This window comes from Neobacillus thermocopriae, from assembly GCF_010975035.1.
Lineage (GTDB): Bacteria > Bacillota > Bacilli > Bacillales > Cytobacillaceae > Neobacillus > Neobacillus thermocopriae.
In genome coordinates this window covers 79,853-104,545 of the sequence record NZ_JAAIUV010000010.1, presented here as the reverse complement: position 1 = coordinate 104,545, position 24,693 = coordinate 79,853, and the positions used below count along the sequence as shown (strand labels likewise).

The following is a 24,693-nucleotide window of genomic DNA, read 5'->3' as shown; positions in this document are numbered from 1 at the left end:
TGGCTTCCTGGCATAGAACTCATGCCCGCCGAGGCTCCATGTCAAGCCACGAAAGGTAACTGTAATTTAAATTAGAAAGTGGTTTGGAATTTAATTTATTTGTGTCCGGAATATTGACGTAGGTCCATTATCTTAGTAGGTTTTATATGAAGAAAATAGGAACAGTTATACTAATTTTATTAATTTTCATTGGAATGGGATTTAGCTATATTCAATATAAAAAGTCAAATGTTAAGAAAAGTGTAACTAAGTATCTAACAACAGTTGCAAATTTACCAGGAGATAAGAATTGGATGGTTAGCATCAAACTAAAAAATGATGATAAAACGTATTATTATTACAAAAGTAAAAATAAAGTTATTTTAGAATCATATGTAGAAAACGGAGTAGAACATGTTCAATAAATAGGTTAATTAAAGAACGAGGAAACCCTTGATAAATGAGGTCTCCTCTAATTTTTATAAAAAACCAACATTAAGATTTAACAGATCCTAGAAATAAAAAAAACCCTTGAAAGATCAAGGGTTTTCTTAAATGACCTGTGAGGGGTTCGAACCCCCGACCTCAACCCTGTCAAGGTTGCGCTCTCCCAACTGAGCTAACAGATCTCTTTAACAAATTACAAATTTAATTATAATAACAGATTTAAAATTGTCAATATGTTTTTTTACTAAAGGCTCTGTTACATTTTAAGGTTGATAAATGAATAAAATTTTTAGGAAACCCTATTTATTAAGGTTTCCTAACGACCGCGTTTCTTTAATAAAAAGCTGTTCCATATATTTTCTTCAACCAAGAAAAATCCTTCGTGTGAACAGGAGGCTAAAAGGCACTTACCATCTTTGTAAAACATTAAGTCCTCTGGTAATTCTGGACTTATCCAATCAAAAAGAGATTTGCTACGTTCTTTTAAAAATTGCCTTGTAACATTGTTTAAATTGAAATAAAAAACGTATGCTGTATCTTCAAGAAGTTTTGTCGTTTCCCATTCTTGTTGAATTTTTCTCTCAATGAAGTGTTCTTTAATAGGTGCTATCAAAATATCAATATAGGCAAGGCGTTCATCTTCAATCTCCATCATTTGTCTATTCTCAACAAAAGCAAAGATATTGCAATTTCTGGATAATAAGTCAATTAGTTCTTTATATCGTTTGCCCTTTACATTTTCCATTATCGTTAGCATTTTAGTTTCCCCCCAAACTACATTGCTTTATTAAGGTTTTTTCGTATCGCACTTTATGTCTATTATCCTTCAACTATCCTACCCATTGAATAAGGGCTACACACTAAATTTTGACAGTCTTAAACTGTCATATGTGTCAGTCATCTCATATACAAATGATGTTAATAAAAATTCTTTTATATGCTGTTTGGTACTTTCGCTACTACGACTGTCTACAAATAAAAACCAAGCAAGGTAATTGTCGAGATACTTTGTTGCCACCCCTTTAAAACGGTCTATCCACTGCTTTAGACGGGAATGAAGACCGTTGACATTTTGAATGTGATACAAGCCCTTGATAACGTGTTTGCCACCGTCTGATTTAATACGGTAATGCTCTAATCCTTTTTCTTTTGCATAGGTATTATAGGCTCTCCACACATCGGTTACAATCACGTTTTCATTAGATAGTTTAGAGCCAATCAAAGTATCGACTTTTGTTTTCACCATCCGCCCCATACAAGCGACTTTTGAGATAGTTGCTTTCGTTCGGTCTCTGGCAACGAGAACACAAACCTGTTCGTGGCTTATACCTCTGTGTTTGGACTTCCCGCCACGTTTGCGAGGTTTACGTTCAGTAATGCCACGTTGTCCCTTTTGAGAGTACAGAAAAAAAGTCTCGTCAATTTCAACGATACCCTCAAAATGTTCAACATCCATTTGTTTTAAGGCGTTTAACAGTTTGTGTCTCCAATAAAATAGCGTAACCTAAGTAACCCCTACGATTTCATCCGATTTTCGCAGAGAATAGCCTTTGAACATACAGTCTACAAAGGTAATCCGTTCGTCACCTTTTCGGGTGCGATAAAGTACAGTATTTGTTGTATCGGTAAAAGTTTTACGACAACTTTTGCAACGATAGCGTTGACGACCTTTAATTTTGCCAAATCGAACAATGTGTTCAGACGAACAATGAGGACACTCAACCCCTTCTTTGAAGCGAGTTTCCCTCATTTCATTGATTAACCGACCACCAACCGAGGATGAAGGATCAACATAGCGTTTAACCCATTGATAAACTTGTTCTTTTTGAGTGTGTGATAATTTGTCGATATTTTTACCAAATTGCTAAACGCTTTGCTCACCTTGATAACCTCTCCGAATGTTTGTTCTTAATAAATTATATTAACAATTCGGATAGGTTTCAAATATCAACAATAGTCTTTAACAGAGCCTTACTAAAAATAACCGAATAACCATTTTTTAATTGAATAAAGAACATATGTTTGGTTATAATATAATTATAAGAAAGGAGGATTGCAGATGGATGGACTCTTCATACGATCAATGGAAGAAAAAATCCCGTTAGACATGATTTACCTGGGGAATAACAAAGAAATCACTCAGCGAAAACTTATTATCAAAGAGGTAAATGATAAATACATTTATGCCTACTGCTTACTAAGGAAACAGTTCCGCACCTTTAAACGCGAAAATATTTTATCCATCCTACCCATATCCGAAACATATTCAATGAACCATTATCTCCACTAACTCACCCCCCTATATGCACCACCTACTTCTGCAATTTCTCCATCATTATGTTAAAATTCATATGTACGATACGAACTACAGGGGGATTTTTTAAAATGGAATATCCAAAAGGCACAATCCATGAACTTACTTTTTTTAGCCAAGAGCTTAATGAAGAAATGCAGCTTTTAATTTACCTGCCAGCAAACTTTTCACCACTATACAAATATTCCTTACTAATAGCACAAGACGGACGAGACTATTTTCAACTTGGAAGAATCGGACGTTTAGCAGATGAGTTTCTGTACAAAAAAGAAATTGAAAATTTAATCATTGTTGGGATACCATACAAGACAGTTAAAGACAGAAGAAGAAAATATCACCCTAATGGAGATCAAAATCAACAATATATTCGGTTTTTAGCCCATGAATTAGTTCCATTTCTTGATCAGAAGTACCCAACCTATCAAATGGGAATAACGAGGGCGCTAATAGGTGATTCCCTTGCGGCGACAGTCTCGTTAATGACAGCGATTCAATACCCGCACACTTTTGGAAAAGTAATTATGCAATCTCCTTATGTTGATTCCCAAGTGTTAAATTTAGTATCCAGTTATTCAGATACGCCAATTTTAGAATTCTATCATGTGATTGGACAACAAGAAACAGAAGTAAAAATGACTGATGGAAAAATAAGTGATTTTCTGAACCCAAATCGTGAGCTTTCCAAAATATTATCTTCTAAACCTTTTACATATTTTTATGAAGAATTCAATGGCAATCATACATGGACCTACTGGCAGCCGGATTTAAGACGCGCACTAAAACAGATGTTTTCTTAAGACTATCTTATTATTTATTATATTTAGAAAATTTGTTATAATAGTTTGAAAGCCATTTACCGTTGCTACTATTCATGTCTTAACCATGGAATTGAACTTTTCTTTATAGGAGGTAAGTCTATGAAATTTGGTGTTGTTGTTTTTCCATCTAAAAAGCTTCAAGATTATGCAAATTCCTTTCGTAAGCGCTATGATCCGCATTATGCATTAATCCCACCGCACCTTACATTAAAAACTGCTTTTGAAGCAACAGAAGAAGAAGTTAAAGGATTTGCTGATAAATTGCGGCAAATTGCAAGTAATACAAGCCCCTTCACATTAAGAACCTTGAAAGTCAGTTCGTTTTTTCCAGTTAATAATGTGATATATTTTAAAGTAGAGCCTACAAAAGAACTGATTGATTTGCAAAAGGAAATTAACAAAGAATTTAGTGACCAAAACTCAGAATATGCCTTTGTTCCCCATATTACAATTGGACAAAAGTTATCCAATGATGAACATTCTGATGTCTATGGGTCACTGAGAATGACAACAATTGATTTTGAGGAAACAATCGATCGCTTCCATCTACTTTATCAATTAGAAAATGGCTCTTGGACAGTTTATGAAACATTTCGTCTAGGAAAGGAATAATTTAACGTGACAGTAAAGCTAGTTGAGAATCAAAAAGAACTTAAAGATGCTTTTTCAATAAGAAAAATGGTTTTTGTAGAGGAACAAAATGTTCCTGTTGAAGAGGAAATCGATCAGTTTGAGGAGGAAGCGGTACATTTTGTTATGTATCACGAAGGCTCTCCAATAGGGGCTGGCCGTTTTCGTCAGGTGGATGATTACGGAAAAGTAGAGCGTATTTGTGTTGTAAAAGAAGCCAGAAAACTCGGAGCTGGAAAGGCGATTATGAACGCTATTGAATCCTATGCACGTGAGAAAGGGTTTCAAAAACTAAAACTCAATGCCCAAACACATGCGATTCCGTTCTATGCTGGATTAGGATATGAAGTTGTTTCTGACGAATTTCTCGATGCTGGAATCCCTCACAAAACAATGGTTAAGAATCTTTAAATTGTAAAGCACTTGCTCGTAACATAAAACGGCAAGTGCTTTTTATTAACTAAGATTTTTCCGTTGTCTCACCTATTAGCGTTATTAGGATAGGCACGTACAATAATCGAAATTAGAGGCGTTTTTAAGATCAAATCAAGTCTTTTTCTAATAACTCAATCCAATAAGACTAGCTCCCTAATTTCTTCCCACACCATTCGCTATTCAAGCATTGAAGGAAAGATTGACTGACAGTACGACAATATTCTTAAAGAAATTTCCAACAAAAAGGAGCCAATTTCTATTAACGGAATCAGCCATCATTCTTATCTTTTATTCATCATATTTGAAATGGTATTAAAATCAAGCTTTTTGCCATCTTTAATAATTGTTTTTACGAGTTGATCTTCTAATTGCTTGCTAACTGGTTTATTGGCAAGTCTAGAAACTTTTCTAATTACACCACGGACTGTTTTTTCATCCTTAAAATTTGCATTCTGTAAAGAATTGGCTAGTTCAAATATATCCTTCATATTTACGCCAGTTCTATTTTCGATGTTTTTAAAGAAACCATTATCCATTCTTTGTTCTCACACTCCTTCATAAACTACTTTATTGTATGAAGGAGCAATAAAATGGTGAAAAGTAAAAGTTAAGAAGGGCTGGCCTATTTTTGGCCAACCCTTCTTGATAGGCATGCTAAATATTAATAAAAGCTAGCTCCTACAATAATCAATAGAATGAATAGTACGACGATTAATACAAAACTATTGCCATAACCACCACCGTAGCCGTAGCCACCATAGCCGCACCACATAGAATCATTCACCTCTCTTTAGTAATCTCATTAATAACATATGAAACCACTAAAAGAAGTGTATAGGCACGTCAATTGTAAAGTGAAAAAACTTATTAACCCTTTGGTTTGAACAAAAGTGCCCCGATAAAGCCGAAAATAATAGCTGCCGATACCCCGGAACTTGTAACTTGGAACATTCCAGTCAACACACCAATCAACCCATGGTTTCTTGCATCCTGGAGAGCTCCATTTACTAATGAATTACCAAAACTAGTGATTGGAATTGTGGCTCCCGCTCCTGCAAAACTGACGAGAGGGTCGTATAATCCGAATCCTGCTAACACTGCTCCTGCTACAACTAATAAACTTAACGTATGTCCAGGTGTAAGCTTTGCCACATCAAATAATAGCTGTCCAATTACACAGATGCTTCCACCAATTACAAAAGCCCAAAAAAACATTGCTAACACACTTCATCTCTCCTTTTAGTCTATCATTTCAATTGCTACCGCATGTGCAATACAAGGTATGGTCTCATTTTGTTGGAAAGTAAGTGGCGACAATAAAGCACCTGTTGCAACAACCAAAATTCTTTGATACTTACCTTTTTTCATTTCATTTAATAAATGTCCATATAATACAGTGGCTGAACAGCCTGCGCCGCTAGCACCAGATTGTACAGGCTGGTCTTCTTTATAAATAAGAAGGCCGCAATCTTGAAATTGCCTACGTTCCAATTGAAGGCCACTTTTATTAATTAGCTCAAAAGCTGTATCATGACCTATTCTCCCTAAATCACCAGTAATGATAAGGTCATAATAGGAAGGTTCTAATCCAAGATCACGAAAATGTGCCTGAATGGTATCTGCCGCTGCAGGTGCCATTGCCCCTCCCATATTAAATGGATCAGATAAGCCCATATCGATAACCCTTCCAATCGTTGCTGAGGTAATAACAGGATGTTTTTGAGAGGGATTATTTTTCTGAACCAGTGCAACGCCCGCACCTGTCACTGTCCATTGAGCGGTTGGCGGCTTCTGGCTACCATATTCCGTTGGATAGCGAAACTGCTTTTCCACTGCTGCATTATGGCTTGATGCTCCAGTTAATACAAAATTTGCCCCCTGATGATTAACAACGAAGGAGGCTAGTGCCAAGCCTTCCATCGAGGTTGAACAAGCCCCGAATAGTCCAAAGTATGGAATCTTCATAGTTCTTGCTGAAAAGCTTGAAGGAGTAATTTGATTAATTAAATCACCTGCAAAAAGAAACTGTACTTGTTCTTTTTGAATGTTCGCCTTCTTTAAAGCAATTTTGATTGCCTCTTCGAACAACACCCGATGCGCTTTCTCATACGAATCTTGTCCGATCCATAAATCCTCAAACAAAAGATCGAAATCTTTAGCCAGATTCCCATTTGCCTCGAACGGACCGCCCGTCACCCCAGTTGCAGTAATCATCGGGTGGTTTTCAAAGACCCATGATTGATGTCCTTTTAACAATTACAATACCCCCCACATACTTAGAAGAGTTCGAATAAGGGCAACTACAAAAGCAGCGAACACTCCAAAGAGCAATACAGATCCTGCAAGCTTAAACATGTTCCCGCCTACTCCTAAAACAAACCCTTCCGTCCTATGTTCGATTGCCGCTGAAATAACTGCATTACCGAATCCAGTTACAGGCACAGCACTGCCAGCCCCAGCAAACTGACCAAGTCGATCATATACTCCAAAACCAGTTAAAATCATAGATAGAAATACCATTGTCGCAACCGTTGGATTCCCTACATTTTGTTCCGTAAAATTAAAAAAATATATATAAAAATAACTGATGGCTTGACCTATAACACATATCAATCCACCAACAAAAAATGCTCTAATACAATTCTTTAATACCGGCCTTTGTTTTTCATGTTTTTGCTGCAACTGCTGATATTTTTGCTGCTCAGGTGTCACATTTTTTTGTTTACTTGCCATCTGTATACTTCCTTTCTACTTCATATCTTTTGTCAGTTTAACGATTTCCTTAAAGCGTTTTTCAGCATCTTTTTCGCTAATATCTTTTGATTGCATCTTCTCGTTAAGCCTTACAGTTTCAAGAAAAATTTTATAATCACTTGAAACTGTAAAATTTTCCTTTGGATATTTCTTTTCTAGCTTTGCTGTAACGTCTTTTTCAATTTTTTTCATTTTAAATCGGTGTAAATGCTTTACTTTATAAACGACCAGTGTATCTTTTTTTCCTTTAACTACAGCAACATCATAAATTGGTGGAAAAGAACTGACATCTTTCTCAATTTGTTTAACGAGTTTGTTACTTTTATGGTGGTCCGTTACAAATGGAGTTGGATTCGTTGTTTTCATTAAGGTCAGCTGGCTATCTTTAGTTTGTTGATTTACACCACAGGCAGTAAGTAAAAATAGACAAGACATAAATATAATCGCACGATAGATGTTGAGCATTTTATGGTTCCTTCCCTTTTGCAAAGTTTATTTTTCTACCTATTATTTTTTTCGGCAAACAAAAAAATTATGAGTCATTGATGAGTTGATTCCAAAAAATAAAAACTGCCAATAAACTGGCAGTTTTTATCCTTATCTATACTTTTTTTGACCGCAGCCACAGCCCTTTTTCTTTTTTTTCTTTGAAGACTTTTTCATCTTATTGACTTCCGATCCATGAAAATATTTCTTCACCTTTTTCGCTCCCTTTTCCTCATTTGCATTCCTACTAATTAAGATATGTGAAATTCACCAAACTGTCTGAGCGAAAACCTTATTTTTCTAATAAAAACTGAATAATGGTCTCCAGAATAGACGCAGCACCAGCAATAGCCAATATTAAGATTACAGGTGTAAAAACTGGTGATAGATAATACATTCCCACAATTCCGACAGTACTCCAAATCCCTGTACACCAGTAACAACTCAAAAGCTCTCCTACAAATCGCTTCCACCCCGACTGTTTTGGTGTGTAATAAATCTCTATATCACCGGAATTCTCCTCTATAACTTCATCAAAAAAAGGTTTACGGAGAAATTCAGTAATCTTATCAAAAACAATCAATCGCGTGAGCCTAAAACTTGCCAAGGAGAGAATTAGTAAATTCATAAAAGTAATGTTCATTTTAAAATCGATCCCTTTCTTATATGATTCCGCCTAATTTTGTTAAATAAGGCAATTGTCCGTAACCCAAAAGGTAGTACTAAAATATGTTAGTAATGTAAGATACATTAAGGATTAAGGAGGAAAATATTAATGGGTTGTGGGAAATCTCGTCATGATCACGACAAGGATAATTGCGTATGCCAAGTCGTTCGAGCGATAAAAGATATCCAAGATAATGCTGTGAATGATTGCAGACCATGTACTAGCTGTTTTAATGAGCCGCTCGGTTCACTTGCCCCAGCATTGGATAGAGTAGATACACGTGTATTTGTTCTAAAAACAAAAGATGGCACTCCATTCCATGCTTTCTTTACTGCGGAAGATCCATCAGATGGTTGTGTTTCTATCTTTTTCCGAGTGGAAGAAGTATTTGACAATTGCTGTGCAACTCTTCGCGTACTAATTCCAGGGGTAATGTCTACTGGTGGTCACAGTCATAGCAGCCATGGCGGACATGGTAAACATCACAAAGGCGGCAATCAATTTGAGCCTGTACAGCTATTTAATTCAGACTCTTGCTGCATTGACTTAAATGCTGTTTGTCAAGTAAATGCTTTCATGCCAACGAATGATTGTGTAACAGTAGATTTAAGCTGCTTCTGTGCAATTCAATGTATTGCAGATGTGTTCCTAGATATTTGCGATTAAACAAAACAGCCAGTCGGTTAATCGGCTGGCCTTTTTGTTTTGTTATCTTCTTATTCCGATCATCACGACATTTAAAATTTCTGCCGCAGAGAATGTTTGGGTTGTATTATTTTGAAATTGAATGGTTACCTTGTCTTCTTCATATTCTTTTAAAAAACCCAAATGTTTTTGTTCTGCCGTATAAAACACGCAAAGAACAGGAGGAAGTGCCTTCGGGAAATTCTTTAAATATTCCAACCTTTCATGAACATTCATTTCCTTGAAAGGCTTTACTCGATTTAACGTAGGGAATCTTTGCGCAGTTTTTGAAGCAGACGTATCTTTATTCGATAGGTCACTGTTTGCTGTTTTCATATTTTCAGTATTGCCAAAATGTTCATATTTTTCTTCTTGTTTCTTCTTCCATTCTTCATTACTGTCATCTTCATTAATAGATGGAAAATTAACTTGCTTGCTTCTAAACACTTCCTGCATTTTATTTGCTGGTGGCCTTAAAAATGGCTGATTTATAAAAAGTAATGGTCCCTGGCTCTTTTTATTTGCCATATAATCTACCTCCTAACGGTCAATCCTACATTCTATATGTATGCGAAATACAGAGACACGTTAACAGGATTTTTCAATCAAAAAGCCCGCTAGATTAGCGGGCTTTAATGATGGTCATGGGACAACCTAATTGTTCAATTGTTTTAGCTTTCTTTTTATAAAATATGATAACCTGAGTCTACATGAATATTTTCACCAGTAATTCCACGCGAAAGATCACTAAATAGGAATAATGCTGTATCTCCAACTTCTTCAGGTGTAGTTGTTCTACGTAATGGCGCTTTTTCTTCAATTTCCTTTAAAATGGAGTTAAAATCACTCACACCTTTAGCAGATAAAGTTCTGATAGGACCGGCAGAGATTGCGTTCACGCGAATATTGTCTTTTCCAAGATCTGCTGCTAAGTAACGGACACTAGAATCCAAGGAAGCTTTTGCTACGCCCATTACATTATAATTCTTAATAGCACGCTCTCCGCCAAGATACGTTAAAGTAACAATGCTGCCACCCTCAGTCATTAAACTGCGAGCTTCCTTCGCTACTGCTGTTAAAGAATAAGAACTAATATTGTGAGCAAGCAAGAAACCCTCTCTTGTCGTGTTCAAGTATTCTCCTTGAAGCTCTTCTTTATTAGCAAAAGCAATACAGTGAGCAACTCCATGAATCGTCCCAACTGCCTCTTTAATTTCAGCAAAGCATTTAGTAATGGCTTCATCACTCGTTACATCACATGGAAGTACAATCGTTCCCTCCGCTTCTAACGACTCTGCCAATTCACGGACACTGCTTTCTAGCCTTTCTCCTGCATAAGTAAATACTAAACGTGCTCCTGCTTTATGTAAGGAACGTGCAATTCCCCAAGCAATACTACGTTTATTTGCTACACCCATTACCACAAATGTTTTTCCGGCTAACGAAAGATTCATAACGAAAAAGTCCTCCTAAAATATATACAAGATATTAGTACTTGGTCCTAATTTTACACTATTTTATTTAAAATGAAAAGTATGTCATCCTAATAAAACCTTTTACTAGCTTCCGAAAACTCCAATTCATTTTTTAACTCATCAACATACTCTTTTGAACCTGTAACAATTAACCGGTCATGCAGTTGCAGCTCCGTATCTCCGTGCGGTACGATGGAATCTTTCCCTCTAAATATCCTGACAAAAATAACGTCCCCTGTAAACGGAAATCTACGTAACGACATGCCATCAAAGGCTTCATTCTTTAAGACAATTTCATAAAGAGCTGTTTCCTGGTTTGTTAAAATATTAATAACATGTGGAGACTCAATCATAGCCCGAAGCAATACTTTTGTAGACATAAAAGAACTAAAGACTTCTACGTCATGCTCCTTTAATTTCTGTTCTAACTCAGGGGATTCAATTCTCGCAATGACTCTTGGAACCCCTTTTTCTTTTGCCTTTATAGCAAGGGAAGCATTTAATTCTTGATCACCAGTTGATAGGACGACAATTTCTGAATCAAACACTCTTGTTTTATCAATGGTTTCAAATGAATAATCTGGAATTTCTTCTATATCAAAAAGTGAATTCGCAATTTGTTTCTCATCCTTCTTTATTTGTGTATGATAGAGAATTGGTTCATACAACCCAGATTTTAATTCTCTGGAAATTGGTAATGTAATTTGATTAGCACCAAGGATAGCAACAGGTATCTTCTTATTGATAATTTCCTCTCTAGGGAACAACTTTTTAAAAACAATAGGTGTAAATATGGAAGTAATAACAGCTACCAATATCAATGTTCCCTTCATTTGCTCGGTGATAACCCCGATCCTTTCTCCAATTGTCGCTGCAGCGATAACAAGGGAAAGAGTCGAAGTAAGTAAAAAACTTGAAGCAATGACCGTTTTTGTATCATACCAAATTTTTAGCAGATAGACTGGAATCAACTTTGATAATAAAAGACCAATCAACAAAAATGGAATTAAAAGTAGCAGTTTTTTATCGCTAAACATGGACCATATATCTAAATCTACTCCAACCATGACAAAGAAAATTGGAATGAGGAAGCCGTAACCAAAAGAATCGAGCTTATGTACCAACTCTTGATTCGGTGATAGTAATGACACTAATACCCCAGCCAAAAAAGCTCCTAGAATATTTTCTGCCCCAACGGTTTCAGATAAACCAACTAACACGATGATCAATGTGAAGACAGCACGAGTTCCTATTTGAACGGTACCTGTTGATAAGGTTTTAATAAAGCTACGATTTTTTAATCTTTTTCCAACAAAATAAAGAACAACCCCTGCAGCAAATAAAATCAATAATAACCAAGTATTGCTGCTTCCAGAATCATTTAACGAAACAAAGATGGCAAGAAGTATCATTGTTGCCAAATCTGCAATAACAGCAATTAATAAAATAATCTGCCCGATGACCGTTTTCATCAAGTGTGCTTCCTTTAATGTTGGAACTACTACACCTAATGAGATGGTCGAAATGATCAATGTCATTAAAAAGGCATTCTCAATAAATCCAGTTTTTACAAATATATATGATAAAATGAGGGATAGGACAAATATCCCTATGAAAATGACCGAGGACACAACAAATGAATTTGGTTCCTTTTTTCCATTAGGAAGAGTTTCACGCCTTTTACTTCTCGAAAACGCGGTGAAATCAATTTCAAGTCCACTTAAAAACATAAGAAAAATAAAACCTAGAGTTGATAAAGTAGACAGCCACATATCTTCATGAACAATATTAAATCCACTTTTCCCGATAATTAAACCTACAATGATTTCGGCTACCACAACAGGGATGGCATTTAATTTTAAACGATGAAGAAGAATGGGAGTTAAAAAGGCCATAGTAACAACTATAAGCAAAGATGTAACTGATACATGCTGATCCATCGTATTCCTCCTTACATAAAGCATTATCGCTTACCTTGATTAAAATGATCACATTAACGAAAAATATTGATAAAGGGGGTTATTCCAATGAAAATAGATATCATTGGCGACATTCATGGATGCTTTCAGGAATTAAAGGAACTAACCTCTTTACTAGGCTATAGTTGGGACAAAGGGGTACCCCTCCATCCTGAAAACAGAGTACTTGGCTTTGTAGGTGATTTAACAGACCGTGGACCTCAATCACTAAGAGTCATTGAAGTGGTCTGGAAACTTGTTATGGAATATAAAAAAGCTTATTATACACCTGGAAATCATTGCAATAAACTTTATCGTTTTTTCCTCGGGAATAAAGTTCAAATCACCCATGGTCTCGAAACAACAGTTGCAGAATATGAATCATTATCCAAACGGGAACGGGAATCCATTCGAAAAAAATTTATAACATTATATGAACAAGCCCCTTTATATTTAGTATTGGATAATAATAAATTAGTTATTGCTCATGCTGGGATTAAACAAGAATTAATTGGGATGAACAATGAAAAAGTTAAAAAGTTCGTTCTTTATGGAGATATAACAGGAGAAAAACATCCTGATGGTTCACCAGTAAGAAGAGACTGGGCTAAAACTTATAATGGCGATTATATAATCGTTTACGGCCATACACCTGTGAAACAACCAAGAATTATTAATAATACTTATAACATTGATACAGGTGTAGTTTTTGGCGGTAGCCTTACAGCATTAAGGTATCCCGAGATGCAAATGGTCTCCGTTCCTTCTACTATGCCATATATTGAAGAAAAGTTTAAGAAATTTGATTGAAAGTACAAGTTAATGTAGAAAGGGCTGACCCTATGTTTGTGGGTCAGCCATTATTAATTTCAACATATCTTCAGGAAGCGGTGCCGTAAAGCTTAGTTTTTCTCTAGTAAATGGATGAGTAAACTGGATTTTTTTACAGTGAAGGGCTTGTCGTTTTATAAGAGAAGTATCTCCTCCATATAAATCATCACCAAGCAATGGATGCCCTATATAGGACATATGCACTCTAATCTGATGAGTTCTTCCGGTTTCAAGCTTTAACTCAATATGCGTATAGTCCCTGAACCGATTAATTACTTGATAATGGGTACAAGCATATTGGCCATCTTCACGTACTTCTCTTTCAATGATGCTATCCTCTTTTCTACCAATAGATGCACGAATCGATCCTTTATCGTTAATTATCCATCCTCCTGCCAATGCTTCATATGTTCGATTTATTTCTCTGTTACGCTGCATCATGCTAAATAAATGATGAACATGACGGTGCTTAGCAATTAAAACTATACCCGATGTCTCTCGGTCAAGCCTCGTAACAATATGTGCGGTTGCTTGGAGTCCTTTTTTGTTATAATATCCGACAAGAGCATTAGCAAGGCTACCATTTGGGTGTTCTCTAGATGGAATCGTGTTCATACCAGCAGGCTTTACGACTACGAGGAGAAATTCATCTTCATATATGATATCTAGTGGTATGTCCTCACCTTCAAAGCTTGGATTCTCAGGAGGAAATATCACTTTTAATACATCCCCAGCTATTAGTCGATATCTCACGTTTTCTTCTTTGCCATTTACAAGTATCTTTCCGCCTTTAAACTTAATATCTGTTAAAGCTGTCCTTGAAATTCCAGCATTATGTAAAAACTCCTTTATTAACAAACCACTAATGTTTTCATCAATGTCCCATTGCAAGTAAAAACATTCCGTCATATTCAATGTCCTCTTTTAATCAGAGATAAATGAATCATGCACTCTTTTCCAGAAAGGAAACGGCCGGAAGCGTGCAAATCGGATTTTTTCATCAGGAACTCTAAATTGAATCGACTTGACATCTTTATGGAGAAATGTCAAATGATCGATTGTGATTTGAAAATCAGTTCGATTCACTGGCTTTAACATGCATGTATGGTGTGCTGGAAGTATAAGAGGAGAACCTACTGTCCTAAACACCCTGTTGTTTATTGATGCCATTTCGGCCACTTGAATCGCTGATATAGATGGATGGATAATCGCTCCACCTAGTGCCTTATTGTAAGCAGTACTACCTGAAGGAGTTGATACACATAGACCGTCACCACGAAAGCGTTCAAAATGTTGACCTCGTATCTCCACATCCATGACAAGGGTCCCTTCAACACATTTGACTGTTGATTCATTTAATGCTAAATATCTGGATTCCTTCCCAGCATGTGAGTAACGAATAATCACTTCTAGGAGAGGATATTCTACGACCTGATAAGGTGTTTTTGCTATAGCAATTACAAGTTTCTCAACTTCATCTGGCGTCCAATCAGCATAGAATCCCAAGTGACCCGTATGTATTCCAACAAACGCTGTTTTACTGAGACGACTGCTATATCGATGGAAGGCATATAATAATGTTCCATCACCGCCAATTGAAATAACAATATCTGGTTGATCTTCATCATATTTAAGATCAAAATCTAATAAATATGTACGCATTTTATGCATTAATATATTAGATTTTTGATCCCCTTTTGATGTTATGGCAAATTTCATCATAATATCTCCTTCTACTGTATTGCTTTCAAAAAGTCGTCAGTGAAATGAGATTCTAATTTCATTTATTTCCTTCTTGTGCCGATTCCTTCTTTCTTGTAAAAAAGGCTTGTGCTTCTTGAATTTCTCCGCGAATTAAAGACATTTCCTCATCCAGGCGAAATGCTGCTTCTGCTGCCCTTTGCAGTCGCATTTTTATATCTGAAGGAAAATCACCTTTGTATTTGTAATTAAGAGAATGCTCAATTGTTGCCCAAAAATTCATTGCCAATGTTCTAATTTGGATTTCTGCGAGAATTTTCTTTTCTCCGTGTATCGTTTGTACAGGATAACTAATCACTACGTGATAAGATCGATATCCACTTGTTTTTTTGTGAGAAATATAGTCCCTTTCCTCAACAATCTCAAAATCATTACGGATTCTTAATAAGGATACAACTTTATGAATATCATCCACAAACTGACACATGATTCTTAGCCCAGCAATATCTTGCATTTCCTCTTCCAATTTATCCAAGGGGATCCCTTTTTGTTTTGCCTTATCCAAAATACTGGCTATTGGCTTCACTCTCCCAGTTACAAATTCAATTGGTGAATGTGTCGAATCAAGTTCAAATTGCCCCCTCATACCTTTTAATTTAACTTTAAGTTCGTCAACCGCCTGTTTATAAGGAGCTAAAAATTGATCCCAATGCTTCATGACTCCACCTCATTGCTTACATATTAAAAAATGCTTTCAATCTTCTCAACCATTGCTTTCCCATAGTTGGTATTTCCTTTAATATTGCTAATGACATATTCCAATTCTTCAAGAAAATGAGTCAGCTCCAATTCTATTTCCCCATTTGTAAGCACTACTTTCAAGTTATGAACGTGAGCCTCCTTTAATGAATCCCATATTGGTTCTGGGATGACAACATAAGTATAGTCGTCTGAATTCTCCAATAAATATATGAAGGAGAAATGATCTGAATCAACAAGAATTTGTCCTCCTGGATTAAGATCATTTAATGATTCGGATACTTCCAAAAAAAGTTTATTTTCAATAATTTTCGCATCTGTAACGTTTAACCTTTTCTTCATCTTTTTACCTCCATCTTTACTCTACTATTTTAGCATAATCTTTTCCATTCTCCTAAAGATTGAAGTTCTAATAATATTTGCGATAATAGTAATACAGGATGGTTGAAAGGAAGAAAATCGAATGAGACAAAATATTGAAATTGAATTTAAAAATATATTGACAAAAAAGGAATATGTAAGACTTCTAAATGCATTTGATATAAAAGAAGAGCAGATCTTTTCCCATGAAAATTATTATTTTGATACGCCCGATTTTGATTTAAAAAAGGTCGGATCGGCATTAAGAATCCGGAAAAAAAAAGAATGTTTTGAGTTGACATTAAAACAGCCTTCCAATCTAGGACTGCTGGAAACAACCCAAACGTTAACTAGTGATGAAGCCATTCAAGCCATTCAATATAACCAACTTCCTTCTGGAAAAATAAAAGACATCATTGAGGAACTCAATATTCCTTATTCAAATATCGTATACTTCGGCCTCCTTAAGACAAATAGGGTTGAAATAAATTATCTAAATGGATTACTTGTTCTTGACTACAGCTCTTATTTGGGAAAAGAAGATTTTGAAATTGAATTAGAGGTAGATAACTATTCAGAAGGCAAAGAAATTTTTAAAAAGCTACTTCAGTATTACGAAATTCCTTTAAGAAAAACAGAGAACAAAATTCAACGCTTTTATAATCAAAAATATCAAAAAGGAAAAACATCATAAGCCTTATCTAATGCAATTCATTTGAGATATAAAAAGAGCATTGATACAATAGAGAAAACTCTAGATGGGAATCATTTTATTTAACACTATAACAATATATTATTGACTTGAGAATTTATTCGAACGATTTGACTGAAATAAACAGTTGGAAGAGGAGTTGTCAACATGATTGAGAAAAAACTTACACCTTTTGAGGCTATTGGGGAAGAAACTCTTCATAGTCTAATTGACAATTTTTATGGCCTTGTTGCACAACATCCTGATCTGGCTCCACTTTTCTCAGATGATTTTTCAGAGATTGCTCGTAAGCAAAAACAATTTTTAACGCAATATTTAGGTGGGCCACCGCTTTATACCGAAGAACATGGACATCCAATGTTGCGCGCACGCCACCTTCCTTTTCCAATTACCCCGACTCGAGCAGAAGCCTGGCTTACTTGCATGTCTAAGGCAATGGACATGACAGGATTGCAAGGTCCATTAAGGGATGAATTTTATTCTCGACTATATCTGACCGCTCAACATATGATCAATACACCCGATGATAAAGAAATTACAGGTGAAGATCGTGAATAATTTCTGGGACCCAAATTCGAAAAACCGTTGCCACGGTACGGAGAAAAAACCAATTGAAATTTATTTGTTTATTGACCCGTTATGTCCCGAATGCTGGGCACTGGAACCAATATTAAAAAAATTACAAATTGAATATGGACGATATTTCTCATTAAAATATGTACTTAGCGGAAATTTAGCAAACCTAAATCTCTCCAGGAAAAAAAATTATGAAAATATCACCGATATTTGGGAGAAAACAGTAAGTAGATCAGGGATGTCTTGTGATAACCGAATCTGGTTTGAAAATCCTGTAGATGCCCCTTATTATATATCCATAGCGATAAAAGCTGCTCAACTCCAAGGAAGACGAGCGGGAACCCGCTTTTTGAGAAAAATTCAAGAGCGATTATTTTTAGACAAACAAAATGTATCCGATATGAACATTTTGAAGGAATGTGCCGCCAAGGCGGGGCTTGATGTTGAAGAGTTCGCCAATGATATGCATTCTGAAAGTGCATCGAAAGCTTTCCAATGTGATTTAGAAATTACATCAGAAATGGATGTTCAAGAAATTCCAACACTTGTATTTTTTAATGAAAATGTGGAGGAAGAAGGTATTAAAATCACAGGTATTTATCATTATGAAATTTATGAACAGATTTTGGAAGAAATGTTGACCGAAAAGCCAGTCAAATCACCACTTCCCCCATTGGAAACATTTTTTAAAATATTTAAATTCGTTGATTCAAAGGAAATTGCAGTAATCTACAATATGACTATTCCTCAAATAGAACGAGAGCTCAAGAAATTACTATTAAAACAAGTAGTGGCTCAAATTCCAGCAAAATACGGGACATTTTGGAGATACATTAAAGAGGATGAGTAATATTAGTCAATATTACTTGGAGTGCTTGGGAAAAAAATAAAAAAATGCCTTGCAGTATAACTGCAAGGCATTTTTTTAAATACGAACAAAGGGGATGGGAGAAATTTTTCACGGTCAAACAAAGGGGTATATGTTTGTTGTGATCAACTTCACGTATTAAATATAGCACGGCATGATATAAGTGACAAGAAGTTTGTGCTTCATTTCACATAATTGTCAAATATTCATAAAAGTATTCAATTCACAATACAAATAATGTAAGGATGTACCATTTCATGAAAAGGGGCATTATTACTTTGAAAAAAATCACTTTACCATTAATGATTCTCTTTTTTGTCATTGCCTTTTTTCTTCATATTTTGGCTCTACTGAATATCTTTCCAATAATCATAAGTGTACCACTATTGTTCCTTGCCATTCTCATTCCTATTGCCTTTATTAATAACCGAAAAAGATTTAAAGGATTTTAAAAAGGATGGCACTTAAAAGCACCATCCTTTTTCATTATGATAATAGTTGCTCTAATTCATTTAATTTTTCTTCAAAAACTTTACATGCATTTTTAATTGGTTCAGCACTTGTCATATCTACACCGGCTTTTTTCAACACCTCAATTGGATAATCCGAACTTCCAGCACTCAAGAAATCGATATAACGTTTGACCGCAACTTCTCCTTCTTCTAAAATCTGCTTGCTTAATGCAGTTGCCGCACTAAAACCTGTGGCGTATTGATAAACATAGTAATTATAATAAAAATGAGGAATACGTGCCCACTCTAAACCGATCTCTTTATCAATAATAATATCCTCTTCACCGAAATATTTTTTGTTTAAATCATAATACTTTTCAGTTAGTGAATCAGCAGTTAATGCTTCGTTATTTTGCGCTTTTTGATAAATAAGATGCTCAAATTCCGCAAACATCGTCTGCCGGAATACAGTCCCTCTAAACCCTTCCAAATAGTGATTGAGTAAATAGATTCGTTTTTGCTCATCATCAATTGTTTTTAACAGGTAATCATTCAACAATGCTTCATTACATGTGGAAGCAACTTCAGCCACAAAAATCGAATAATTTCCATAAGGATATGGCTGTGTCTTCCTAGTAAAGTAGCTATGAACTGAATGGCCGAATTCGTGTGCTAGTGTAAAAAGATTATTAACATTATCCTGCCAGTTCAGAAGAATATACGGATTTGTTCCGTAGGCACCAGAAGAATACGCTCCACTCCGCTTACCTTTGTTTTCATAAACATCCACCCAACGGTTTTCAAATCCTTCCTTTAAGACCTTCAAATATTCTTCTCCTAAAGGTGCTAAAGCTTTAATGACAAGATCCTTAGCTTCCTCATACTTTATTTCCATTTTTACATCTTTCACTAATGGCGTGTATAGATCATACATATGTAGTTCATCAACGCCTAACACTTTTTTCCTCAGTTTTACATAGCGTTGTAATAAATGTAGATTTTCATTTACCGTATTGACTAAATTATCGTATACCGATTCGGGTATGTTATTTGCTGACAATGCTGCATGTCTGGCAGAATGGTATTTGCGAATTCTTGCATTAAAATTATTCTTTTTAACATTTCCGCTTAGTGTACTGGCAAACGTATTTTTAAAATCACCATATGTTTTATATACCGCTTGAAATGCTTCTCGTCTAACGCGTCGATCTTCACTTTCTAAGAAACGGATATATCTGCCATGAGTAATTTCTACTTCGTTCCCATTTTCATCCTTAATAGAAGGGAACTGCAAATCAGCATTATTTAACATGCCAAACGTATTGCTAGAAGCATTCATTACCTCCCCAGCTTCTGCCAATAGTGCCTCCTGCTCAGCAGATAAAATATGCGGCCGCTGAAGATTAATTTCTTCTAGGGAATGTTCGTAGAGCTTTAGTTCTGGCTTTTCATTTAAGAAATTTTTCAACTTAGTCTCATCAATAGATAGTATTTCTGGAACAATAAAGGCAAACTGGCTAGCTGCCTGTGAATAAAGATTTTTCATCCGGTCATCTAAACTTTGATAAAATGAGTTTGTGGTATCTTGGTCATATCTCATATGTGAGTATGTATAGAGTTTACCAATCCGTTCAAATAACTGATCTTGAAATTGAAGTGCATTATAAAGGGTCTCTGCACTTTCACCCAGTCTACCCTCGAATTCTTTAATCCCTGTGATTTTGCTTTTTACCTCGTGAAATTCTTTTTCCCATTCTTCATCACTTGCAAAAATATCTTCTAATCTCCATGTATATTCAACAGGAATTTCACTTCTTAGTGGCAGTGACTTTGCCGCAGTTTCATTGGTCATTCTGAATCCTCCATTTCCTTAGTATCACGAAAAATTTTATTATATTTAATATTCTTCTTAGGATGCCTATTTCCTTTTTCATGTAGGAAATTTTATTGCTGCATATTCTATATTATACCCAAAGACTTGTATATTCCTTTGAAGAATTCGTGTGCTTCTTTTTTCTCTTGCTCAGAGGTGGGGATAATGATTTTTCGTTTAACTTGACATGTGGTGTCTCCAGTACGAATGAAAATATTAAGTTTGATTAATTCTCTAAAATACTCCATGACTGGTACCATTGGATTAATCTCATTTAACTGCGGAAGTTTCCTAATTACAATCTCATTTCTTTTCATTCTTTTATTCACGTGAAATTGTATTTCTTGTAATGTAATCGTTTCACCAGGATGCTTACGGGAAATGACATCTAAATATAAGTATGTTTGCCATTTCACTGGCGATGTTTGAAGATAATATGAATGAGGAAGTGGAAGACCAATTTCAGGAGGTAACAAAAAAATATTTAAATTTCTACTGTATATTTCTTTCAGAAAGGGGTCTTTTGCTGCATGGGAATGAAGTGTCCACTTCAAGGTAAAATGATTAATGGCCCTTGCCCAAGTTGCATATTCGAGTACAAACCATTTTTTAGAAGGAGCAAGCAGGGTATTTATATTCATTTTTTCAAGGGGATTAATAGAGTATTGGGCGAATGCGTTTTTTATTGAATAAGGAAATAAAGATTGAATAAAGTGAAATTGTTTTTTTTCCGAGCAATAAGCGGGAATATAATCTCCTACTGATGACTTCCTTAAAAATAAATACGAAAAATTTGATAATGAGATAACATTATTTCCGTTTCTCTTGAGGTGATTGCTAGAGAGGATCCAAAGTGGAATGTAATCATTTTCCAAGTATGTTTTGGTTCTTTTTTCAAAAACCGATTCAGATATAGTCGAACATTGGTATTCCAACGCAAACTTCCTACCATTGAACTGAAATAGTATATCCGGCCGTTGTTTTATCTCTTTGTCATAATACTCCAAACAGCAAGGAATCTTTTGACGAGTAAGCCATTGATACAGCTGTAGTTTTCCCTCCATGTGATCCATCGTTTCACTTTCAAAAAATTTATGACATGTACTCCCTCTTTTATGAGAAAAATGAAAAATGCGCTGATTCCCTAATTTGAGTATTACATTTTCGCCACAAATCGGACAAATAAATTCCTCTTTTTTTCTTAACTCCAATAATGCTTCCTTTGAATAGTAATTCCCTAAACAAATTTTTAATCCAGTTTTAGTATGCGCGGTTAACATACCATTTCCTCCTTTCCTCCAAATTATTTCAACACATACTTTAAAAATTCCTTTTAAAAAAACCCGTTCTAATGAACGAGTTTTTATAATAGTGGTGATAACAATCTTGCTGTTGATTCCAGAAGTCTGTATCCAATATGTCTTTGTTGAAAGGTTTCCAAGTCAATTTGTTTAGAGTGTTTAAGATCATTTAAGTACTCTTCCACTAGCTTTAGTGTACTTTTTGTCCGAAATAAGAAAGCATTCACTTCAAAGTTTAAGTGGAAGCTTCTCATATCCATGTTTGAAGTACCGATAGAGGCGAGTTCACCATCAACAATAATTATTTTGCTGTGCATAAATCCACGTTCATATTCAAATATCTTTACTCCTGCAGCCATCAATTCTGGAAAATACGATCTTGACGCATGAAAGACAATCCTTTTATCAGGGCGATTTGGAACTAGAAGCCTTACATCAATGCCACTTAGCGCAGCTACTTTTAACGCTGAGAAAATATCTTCATCGGGAATAAAATAAGGTGACGCGATCCATACTGATTCTCTTGCAGAACTTATCATTGAAAAGAAAATATTTTTTATAACACTCCATTCATTGTCAGGTCCTCCAGCAATCAGTTGAACGCCACCATGACTTTCATGATCAATTTGCGGGGATAAATATTCTGCAGTTAAAAAACTATGATTCGTCATATAGTACCAATCTTGAAGGAATATAAGCTGTAAGGTGCGGACTGCTTCTCCTCTAAGCATTAAGTGAGTATCCCGCCAAAAACCAATTTCTTTGTTTCTACCTAAGTATTCATCTCCAATATTTAATCCGCCAACAAAACCAATATTTCCATCGATAACAATAATTTTACGGTGATTTCGAAAGTTAAATTTATTGTTTAAAAATGGTAATCTAACCGGACCAAAAGATACCGTTTCAATACCAGCATTTTTTAATTCATTTATATATGATTTCGAAAGCTGCCAAGATCCAACCGCATCATACATAAATCGAACCTTTACACCTTGACTGGCTTTTTCAATTAAAATATTTTTTATTTCTTGGCCAATTTGATCGTGACGGACGATATAGTATTCTAAATGAATATGATGTCTCGCTCTTTTCAATTCCGCAATAATGTGTTGAAAGGTTTCTTCTCCATTTGTTAATACTTTCGTTGCTGTATCAAAAGAAATTGGACTATTCCCCAGCTTTTGAGCCAACTTAAATAATTTTCCTTGATGTTCTCCCATTAATCGGAGCTTTTCATCGCTTCTAGGGTCTTCTTCTCCTTCAATAGATAAAAAAGCTTGTTTATCAAGAAAATATTTCTTTCGAAACATTCGTTCCTTTCGATAATTCCGGCCAAATAGAAGGTAGAAAATAAAACCAACTAGTGGGAAACTTCCCAAAACCACGAGCCATGTTATGGTTTGTGTTGGGTGACGATTTTCTAAAAAGATAACAAAACTAATAAATATAACAGACAATGAGATCAAGACGCTTAAAAAACCTAAAACCCCATTTTCCAATTGGTCCCTAAAGAAAAACAAGAGAAGAGACAGTACCAAAACGAACAGAATAACTCTTACCGTGTTTTTCAGTGTTCTCACCTACCAAAAACATGCTGTAGTTAAAATATTCTCTTTAACCATGTATAATTTCATATTTCATACAAAATACCGATTTCAAATATGAAATCGGTATGATTATTAATTGAAATATTTTCTCAGTTCTACAAATACATTATTCGAAATAATTTCTTTTCCATATTCCTGAATCCGATGAATAGTTACTTGGGTTTCATCACCATATTCCAATAACACACTTAGTATATCATCTACCTCATCTTCCCCAAACAACTCCTCAGGGAATTCAGCTAATAAATAATAATTGTCTTCAAAATAATAAAGCTTTGTTACTAATTCATCCAAACCAGGGCGTTTTGCTAGGTGAATAACGTCTTCAAAATCCTTAAATGCAATAACAAAATCAAGATTATCATATTCAAATAGAACATCTTCATCATTTAAATTCGAATGATAATGCTGTTCTAAAAGTTCTTCTATTTTATCCTCAACAGGAGAATCTTTAAAATTATCACCAGGTATTGGAAGTTCAAATTTTTGCCCGTCTTTAGACAATTGTGCTTTTGTTACCAGAACCTCTAAACCCTTATCCAAGGCTTGAACTTGAATCCAAAGTGGGCCTTCAACCATAAATTCTTCTTCAGCATGAACTTCATCCATCATTTCCCAAAAGAGTTCTTCGCTTCGTTCCCGATTATACCAAATCTCTTCACGATCGAAGCCCCTTTCTTCTATATCAACATAGGAAATATAAAATTTCACTGTGTTTTCATTAATACGTTCAATTTCCATTATTACCTCTCCCTTCCATTGATCATATTGAAGGGACAAAATACCCCCAAGCAGATAACGCCTTTAGCATTTACTCTCATATATAGTTTATTCTTTCTAAAACAGTAAAAAAGTAAATACTCTTGTACTCTCATTTTATGACAATTAAGCAGATAAGGGAAATAAAATTCACTAAAAATAAAAAACCGTTAATATGCCTAGTAATAGCTTATATAACTTATTTTGAATATATATTCCTTTTATTATAACAATGCAATAAAAA

At 35.2% G+C, this 24,693-nt stretch carries 30 protein-coding genes, 1 tRNA gene and 1 pseudogene; 11 read left to right on the top strand and 21 right to left on the bottom strand.

All coding sequences use genetic code 11. From position 1 onward, the window contains the following. The first annotated feature begins 146 nt into the window (after window positions 1-146). Window positions 147-404, top strand: a complete 258-nt coding sequence (locus G4Z05_RS08415) for a hypothetical protein (RefSeq protein WP_163251425.1) — start codon at window positions 147-149, stop codon at window positions 402-404. A 131-nt stretch (window positions 405-535) separates the two neighbouring features. Here the strand turns inward: G4Z05_RS08415 and G4Z05_RS08410 are convergent. From G4Z05_RS08410 to G4Z05_RS08400, 3 genes and pseudogenes are all read right to left on the bottom strand, one after another. Further along, window positions 536-608, bottom strand: a tRNA-Val gene (locus tag G4Z05_RS08410). 134 nt (window positions 609-742) lie between these two features. Next, window positions 743-1,183 (bottom strand): stage III sporulation protein AH, encoded by a 441-nt coding sequence (locus G4Z05_RS08405; RefSeq protein WP_163251424.1) that lies wholly within the window; start codon window positions 1,181-1,183, stop codon window positions 743-745. A gap of 96 nt (window positions 1,184-1,279) precedes the next feature. Further along, window positions 1,280-2,307: pseudogene (locus G4Z05_RS08400) on the bottom strand (IS1595 family transposase). Between the two features lie 178 nt (window positions 2,308-2,485). Here G4Z05_RS08400 and G4Z05_RS08395 point away from each other — a divergent pair. From G4Z05_RS08395 to G4Z05_RS08380, 4 genes are all read left to right on the top strand, one after another. Beyond that, window positions 2,486-2,716: a WYL domain-containing protein gene (locus G4Z05_RS08395; RefSeq protein WP_163251422.1), complete on the top strand. Its 231-nt coding sequence runs from the start codon at window positions 2,486-2,488 to the stop codon at window positions 2,714-2,716. 95 nt (window positions 2,717-2,811) lie between these two features. After that, window positions 2,812-3,537: an alpha/beta hydrolase gene (locus G4Z05_RS08390; protein ID WP_163251420.1), complete on the top strand. Its 726-nt coding sequence runs from the start codon at window positions 2,812-2,814 to the stop codon at window positions 3,535-3,537. Window positions 3,538-3,657: 120 nt separating this feature from the next. Next, on the top strand, window positions 3,658-4,170 hold the full coding sequence (locus G4Z05_RS08385) for a YjcG family protein (RefSeq protein WP_163251419.1): 513 nt from the start codon (window positions 3,658-3,660) through the stop codon (window positions 4,168-4,170). Between the two features lie 6 nt (window positions 4,171-4,176). Continuing rightward, window positions 4,177-4,599: a GNAT family N-acetyltransferase gene (locus G4Z05_RS08380; protein ID WP_163251417.1), complete on the top strand. Its 423-nt coding sequence runs from the start codon at window positions 4,177-4,179 to the stop codon at window positions 4,597-4,599. Between the two features lie 305 nt (window positions 4,600-4,904). Here G4Z05_RS08380 and spoVIF read toward each other — a convergent pair whose 3' ends face one another. The 7 genes from spoVIF to G4Z05_RS08345 form a co-directional block, all read right to left on the bottom strand. Continuing rightward, a complete protein-coding gene (gene spoVIF, locus G4Z05_RS08375; protein ID WP_038540488.1) occupies window positions 4,905-5,159 on the bottom strand; it encodes a sporulation-specific transcription regulator SpoVIF in 255 nt (84 codons plus the stop codon). Window positions 5,160-5,284: 125 nt separating this feature from the next. Further along, window positions 5,285-5,395, bottom strand: coding sequence for a YjcZ family sporulation protein (locus G4Z05_RS08370; RefSeq protein ID WP_081905147.1), 111 nt, complete (start codon window positions 5,393-5,395; stop codon window positions 5,285-5,287). Between the two features lie 95 nt (window positions 5,396-5,490). Beyond that, window positions 5,491-5,847, bottom strand: coding sequence for a stage V sporulation protein AE (spoVAE, locus tag G4Z05_RS08365; protein ID WP_163251415.1), 357 nt, complete (start codon window positions 5,845-5,847; stop codon window positions 5,491-5,493). Window positions 5,848-5,862: 15 nt separating this feature from the next. After that, complete coding sequence (spoVAD, locus tag G4Z05_RS08360; protein ID WP_163251413.1) at window positions 5,863-6,879, bottom strand: stage V sporulation protein AD; 1,017 nt, start codon at window positions 6,877-6,879, stop codon at window positions 5,863-5,865. After that, a complete protein-coding gene (gene spoVAC, locus G4Z05_RS08355; protein ID WP_163251412.1) occupies window positions 6,880-7,356 on the bottom strand; it encodes a stage V sporulation protein AC in 477 nt (158 codons plus the stop codon). Window positions 7,357-7,371: 15 nt separating this feature from the next. After that, on the bottom strand, window positions 7,372-7,842 hold the full coding sequence (locus G4Z05_RS08350) for a YhcN/YlaJ family sporulation lipoprotein (RefSeq protein WP_163251410.1): 471 nt from the start codon (window positions 7,840-7,842) through the stop codon (window positions 7,372-7,374). Window positions 7,843-8,155: 313 nt separating this feature from the next. Continuing rightward, on the bottom strand, window positions 8,156-8,491 hold the full coding sequence (locus G4Z05_RS08345) for a DUF1360 domain-containing protein (RefSeq protein WP_327989893.1): 336 nt from the start codon (window positions 8,489-8,491) through the stop codon (window positions 8,156-8,158). Between the two features lie 147 nt (window positions 8,492-8,638). Between G4Z05_RS08345 and G4Z05_RS08340 the strand changes: the two genes are divergently transcribed. Further along, window positions 8,639-9,196: a CotY/CotZ family spore coat protein gene (locus G4Z05_RS08340; protein WP_163251406.1), complete on the top strand. Its 558-nt coding sequence runs from the start codon at window positions 8,639-8,641 to the stop codon at window positions 9,194-9,196. Between the two features lie 42 nt (window positions 9,197-9,238). Here the strand turns inward: G4Z05_RS08340 and G4Z05_RS08335 are convergent, their stop codons facing one another. From G4Z05_RS08335 to G4Z05_RS08325, 3 genes are all read right to left on the bottom strand, one after another. Next, window positions 9,239-9,742: a CotO family spore coat protein gene (locus G4Z05_RS08335; protein WP_163251404.1), complete on the bottom strand. Its 504-nt coding sequence runs from the start codon at window positions 9,740-9,742 to the stop codon at window positions 9,239-9,241. A gap of 155 nt (window positions 9,743-9,897) precedes the next feature. Beyond that, window positions 9,898-10,668 (bottom strand): enoyl-ACP reductase FabI, encoded by a 771-nt coding sequence (gene fabI, locus G4Z05_RS08330; RefSeq protein ID WP_163251402.1) that lies wholly within the window; start codon window positions 10,666-10,668, stop codon window positions 9,898-9,900. An 89-nt stretch (window positions 10,669-10,757) separates the two neighbouring features. After that, window positions 10,758-12,629 carry a monovalent cation:proton antiporter family protein gene (locus G4Z05_RS08325; RefSeq protein WP_163251401.1) on the bottom strand — a complete coding sequence of 624 codons (1,872 nt, stop codon included), beginning with the start codon at window positions 12,627-12,629 and terminating at the stop codon, window positions 10,758-10,760. Between the two features lie 87 nt (window positions 12,630-12,716). Here G4Z05_RS08325 and prpE point away from each other — a divergent pair, with 87 nt between their 5' ends. After that, window positions 12,717-13,457, top strand: a complete 741-nt coding sequence (gene prpE / locus G4Z05_RS08320; RefSeq protein ID WP_163251400.1) for a bis(5'-nucleosyl)-tetraphosphatase PrpE — start codon at window positions 12,717-12,719, stop codon at window positions 13,455-13,457. A 30-nt stretch (window positions 13,458-13,487) separates the two neighbouring features. Here the strand turns inward: prpE and G4Z05_RS08315 are convergent, their stop codons facing one another. The 4 genes from G4Z05_RS08315 to G4Z05_RS08300 form a co-directional block, all read right to left on the bottom strand. Beyond that, entirely contained in the window at window positions 13,488-14,387 is a 900-nt protein-coding gene (locus G4Z05_RS08315; protein WP_163251398.1) for an RluA family pseudouridine synthase, read from the bottom strand. A gap of 15 nt (window positions 14,388-14,402) precedes the next feature. After that, a complete protein-coding gene (locus G4Z05_RS08310; protein ID WP_163251396.1) occupies window positions 14,403-15,197 on the bottom strand; it encodes an NAD kinase in 795 nt (264 codons plus the stop codon). 61 nt (window positions 15,198-15,258) lie between these two features. Further along, window positions 15,259-15,897, bottom strand: a complete 639-nt coding sequence (gene yjbM / locus G4Z05_RS08305) for a GTP diphosphokinase (protein WP_163251395.1) — start codon at window positions 15,895-15,897, stop codon at window positions 15,259-15,261. A gap of 23 nt (window positions 15,898-15,920) precedes the next feature. Continuing rightward, a complete protein-coding gene (locus G4Z05_RS08300; RefSeq protein WP_163251393.1) occupies window positions 15,921-16,280 on the bottom strand; it encodes a UPF0738 family protein in 360 nt (119 codons plus the stop codon). Between the two features lie 121 nt (window positions 16,281-16,401). On the opposite strand from G4Z05_RS08300, the gene G4Z05_RS08295 reads away from it, so the two are divergent. The 4 genes from G4Z05_RS08295 (at window position 16,402) to G4Z05_RS08280 (ending at window position 18,906) form a co-directional block, all read left to right on the top strand. Next, window positions 16,402-16,992 (top strand): CYTH domain-containing protein, encoded by a 591-nt coding sequence (locus tag G4Z05_RS08295; protein ID WP_163251391.1) that lies wholly within the window; start codon window positions 16,402-16,404, stop codon window positions 16,990-16,992. A gap of 165 nt (window positions 16,993-17,157) precedes the next feature. Then, entirely contained in the window at window positions 17,158-17,568 is a 411-nt protein-coding gene (locus tag G4Z05_RS08290; RefSeq protein ID WP_163251390.1) for a globin domain-containing protein, read from the top strand. After that, the gene (locus G4Z05_RS08285; RefSeq protein ID WP_163251388.1) at window positions 17,534-18,436 is read left to right on the top strand and encodes a ClpXP adapter SpxH family protein; all 903 of its coding nucleotides are present in this window, start codon (window positions 17,534-17,536) and stop codon (window positions 18,434-18,436) included. Before G4Z05_RS08290 ends, G4Z05_RS08285 begins: the two co-directional genes overlap by 35 nt. A gap of 275 nt (window positions 18,437-18,711) precedes the next feature. After that, a complete protein-coding gene (locus G4Z05_RS08280) occupies window positions 18,712-18,906 on the top strand; it encodes a hypothetical protein (RefSeq protein ID WP_163251307.1) in 195 nt (64 codons plus the stop codon). A gap of 34 nt (window positions 18,907-18,940) precedes the next feature. Here G4Z05_RS08280 and pepF read toward each other — a convergent pair whose 3' ends face one another. The 4 genes from pepF to mecA all read right to left on the bottom strand — a co-directional run bounded on the left by pepF (window position 18,941) and on the right by mecA (window position 24,431). Then, on the bottom strand, window positions 18,941-20,758 hold the full coding sequence (gene pepF, locus G4Z05_RS08275) for an oligoendopeptidase F (RefSeq protein WP_163251386.1): 1,818 nt from the start codon (window positions 20,756-20,758) through the stop codon (window positions 18,941-18,943). 107 nt (window positions 20,759-20,865) lie between these two features. Further along, window positions 20,866-22,059, bottom strand: a complete 1,194-nt coding sequence (locus G4Z05_RS08270; RefSeq protein ID WP_163251384.1) for a competence protein CoiA — start codon at window positions 22,057-22,059, stop codon at window positions 20,866-20,868. Window positions 22,060-22,142: 83 nt separating this feature from the next. Then, window positions 22,143-23,654 (bottom strand): cardiolipin synthase, encoded by a 1,512-nt coding sequence (gene cls, locus G4Z05_RS08265; protein ID WP_163251432.1) that lies wholly within the window; start codon window positions 23,652-23,654, stop codon window positions 22,143-22,145. A 108-nt stretch (window positions 23,655-23,762) separates the two neighbouring features. Next, the gene (gene mecA / locus G4Z05_RS08260; protein WP_163251382.1) at window positions 23,763-24,431 is read right to left on the bottom strand and encodes an adaptor protein MecA; all 669 of its coding nucleotides are present in this window, start codon (window positions 24,429-24,431) and stop codon (window positions 23,763-23,765) included. Window positions 24,432-24,693 lie beyond the last annotated feature (262 nt).

Excerpts from the sequence above, each read along its gene's own strand:
- G4Z05_RS08295 (WP_163251391.1), top strand. The coding sequence starts at position 16,402 with ATGAGACAAAATATTGAAATTGAATTTAAAAATATATTGACAAAAAAG.
- G4Z05_RS08290 (WP_163251390.1), top strand. The coding sequence starts at position 17,158 with ATGATTGAGAAAAAACTTACACCTTTTGAGGCTATTGGGGAAGAAACT.
- G4Z05_RS08395 (WP_163251422.1), top strand. The coding sequence starts at position 2,486 with ATGGATGGACTCTTCATACGATCAATGGAAGAAAAAATCCCGTTAGAC.
- G4Z05_RS08345 (WP_327989893.1), bottom strand. The coding sequence starts at position 8,491 with ATGAATTTACTAATTCTCTCCTTGGCAAGTTTTAGGCTCACGCGATTG.
- G4Z05_RS08270 (WP_163251384.1), bottom strand. The coding sequence starts at position 22,059 with ATGTTAACCGCGCATACTAAAACTGGATTAAAAATTTGTTTAGGGAAT.
- prpE (WP_163251400.1), top strand. The coding sequence starts at position 12,717 with ATGAAAATAGATATCATTGGCGACATTCATGGATGCTTTCAGGAATTA.
- G4Z05_RS08285 (WP_163251388.1), top strand. The coding sequence starts at position 17,534 with ATGATAAAGAAATTACAGGTGAAGATCGTGAATAATTTCTGGGACCCA.
- fabI (WP_163251402.1), bottom strand. The coding sequence starts at position 10,668 with ATGAATCTTTCGTTAGCCGGAAAAACATTTGTGGTAATGGGTGTAGCA.
- G4Z05_RS08370 (WP_081905147.1), bottom strand. The coding sequence starts at position 5,395 with ATGTGGTGCGGCTATGGTGGCTACGGCTACGGTGGTGGTTATGGCAAT.
- spoVAC (WP_163251412.1), bottom strand. The coding sequence starts at position 7,356 with ATGGCAAGTAAACAAAAAAATGTGACACCTGAGCAGCAAAAATATCAG.
- G4Z05_RS08280 (WP_163251307.1), top strand. The coding sequence starts at position 18,712 with ATGAAAAGGGGCATTATTACTTTGAAAAAAATCACTTTACCATTAATG.
- G4Z05_RS08340 (WP_163251406.1), top strand. The coding sequence starts at position 8,639 with ATGGGTTGTGGGAAATCTCGTCATGATCACGACAAGGATAATTGCGTA.
- G4Z05_RS08405 (WP_163251424.1), bottom strand. The coding sequence starts at position 1,183 with ATGCTAACGATAATGGAAAATGTAAAGGGCAAACGATATAAAGAACTA.
- G4Z05_RS08325 (WP_163251401.1), bottom strand. The coding sequence starts at position 12,629 with ATGGATCAGCATGTATCAGTTACATCTTTGCTTATAGTTGTTACTATG.
- G4Z05_RS08390 (WP_163251420.1), top strand. The coding sequence starts at position 2,812 with ATGGAATATCCAAAAGGCACAATCCATGAACTTACTTTTTTTAGCCAA.
- G4Z05_RS08300 (WP_163251393.1), bottom strand. The coding sequence starts at position 16,280 with ATGAAGAAAAGGTTAAACGTTACAGATGCGAAAATTATTGAAAATAAA.
- G4Z05_RS08385 (WP_163251419.1), top strand. The coding sequence starts at position 3,658 with ATGAAATTTGGTGTTGTTGTTTTTCCATCTAAAAAGCTTCAAGATTAT.
- yjbM (WP_163251395.1), bottom strand. The coding sequence starts at position 15,897 with ATGAAGCATTGGGATCAATTTTTAGCTCCTTATAAACAGGCGGTTGAC.
- G4Z05_RS08310 (WP_163251396.1), bottom strand. The coding sequence starts at position 15,197 with ATGAAATTTGCCATAACATCAAAAGGGGATCAAAAATCTAATATATTA.
- spoVIF (WP_038540488.1), bottom strand. The coding sequence starts at position 5,159 with ATGGATAATGGTTTCTTTAAAAACATCGAAAATAGAACTGGCGTAAAT.
- G4Z05_RS08315 (WP_163251398.1), bottom strand. The coding sequence starts at position 14,387 with ATGACGGAATGTTTTTACTTGCAATGGGACATTGATGAAAACATTAGT.
- G4Z05_RS08335 (WP_163251404.1), bottom strand. The coding sequence starts at position 9,742 with ATGGCAAATAAAAAGAGCCAGGGACCATTACTTTTTATAAATCAGCCA.
- pepF (WP_163251386.1), bottom strand. The coding sequence starts at position 20,758 with ATGACCAATGAAACTGCGGCAAAGTCACTGCCACTAAGAAGTGAAATT.
- G4Z05_RS08350 (WP_163251410.1), bottom strand. The coding sequence starts at position 7,842 with ATGCTCAACATCTATCGTGCGATTATATTTATGTCTTGTCTATTTTTA.
- mecA (WP_163251382.1), bottom strand. The coding sequence starts at position 24,431 with ATGGAAATTGAACGTATTAATGAAAACACAGTGAAATTTTATATTTCC.
- G4Z05_RS08415 (WP_163251425.1), top strand. The coding sequence starts at position 147 with ATGAAGAAAATAGGAACAGTTATACTAATTTTATTAATTTTCATTGGA.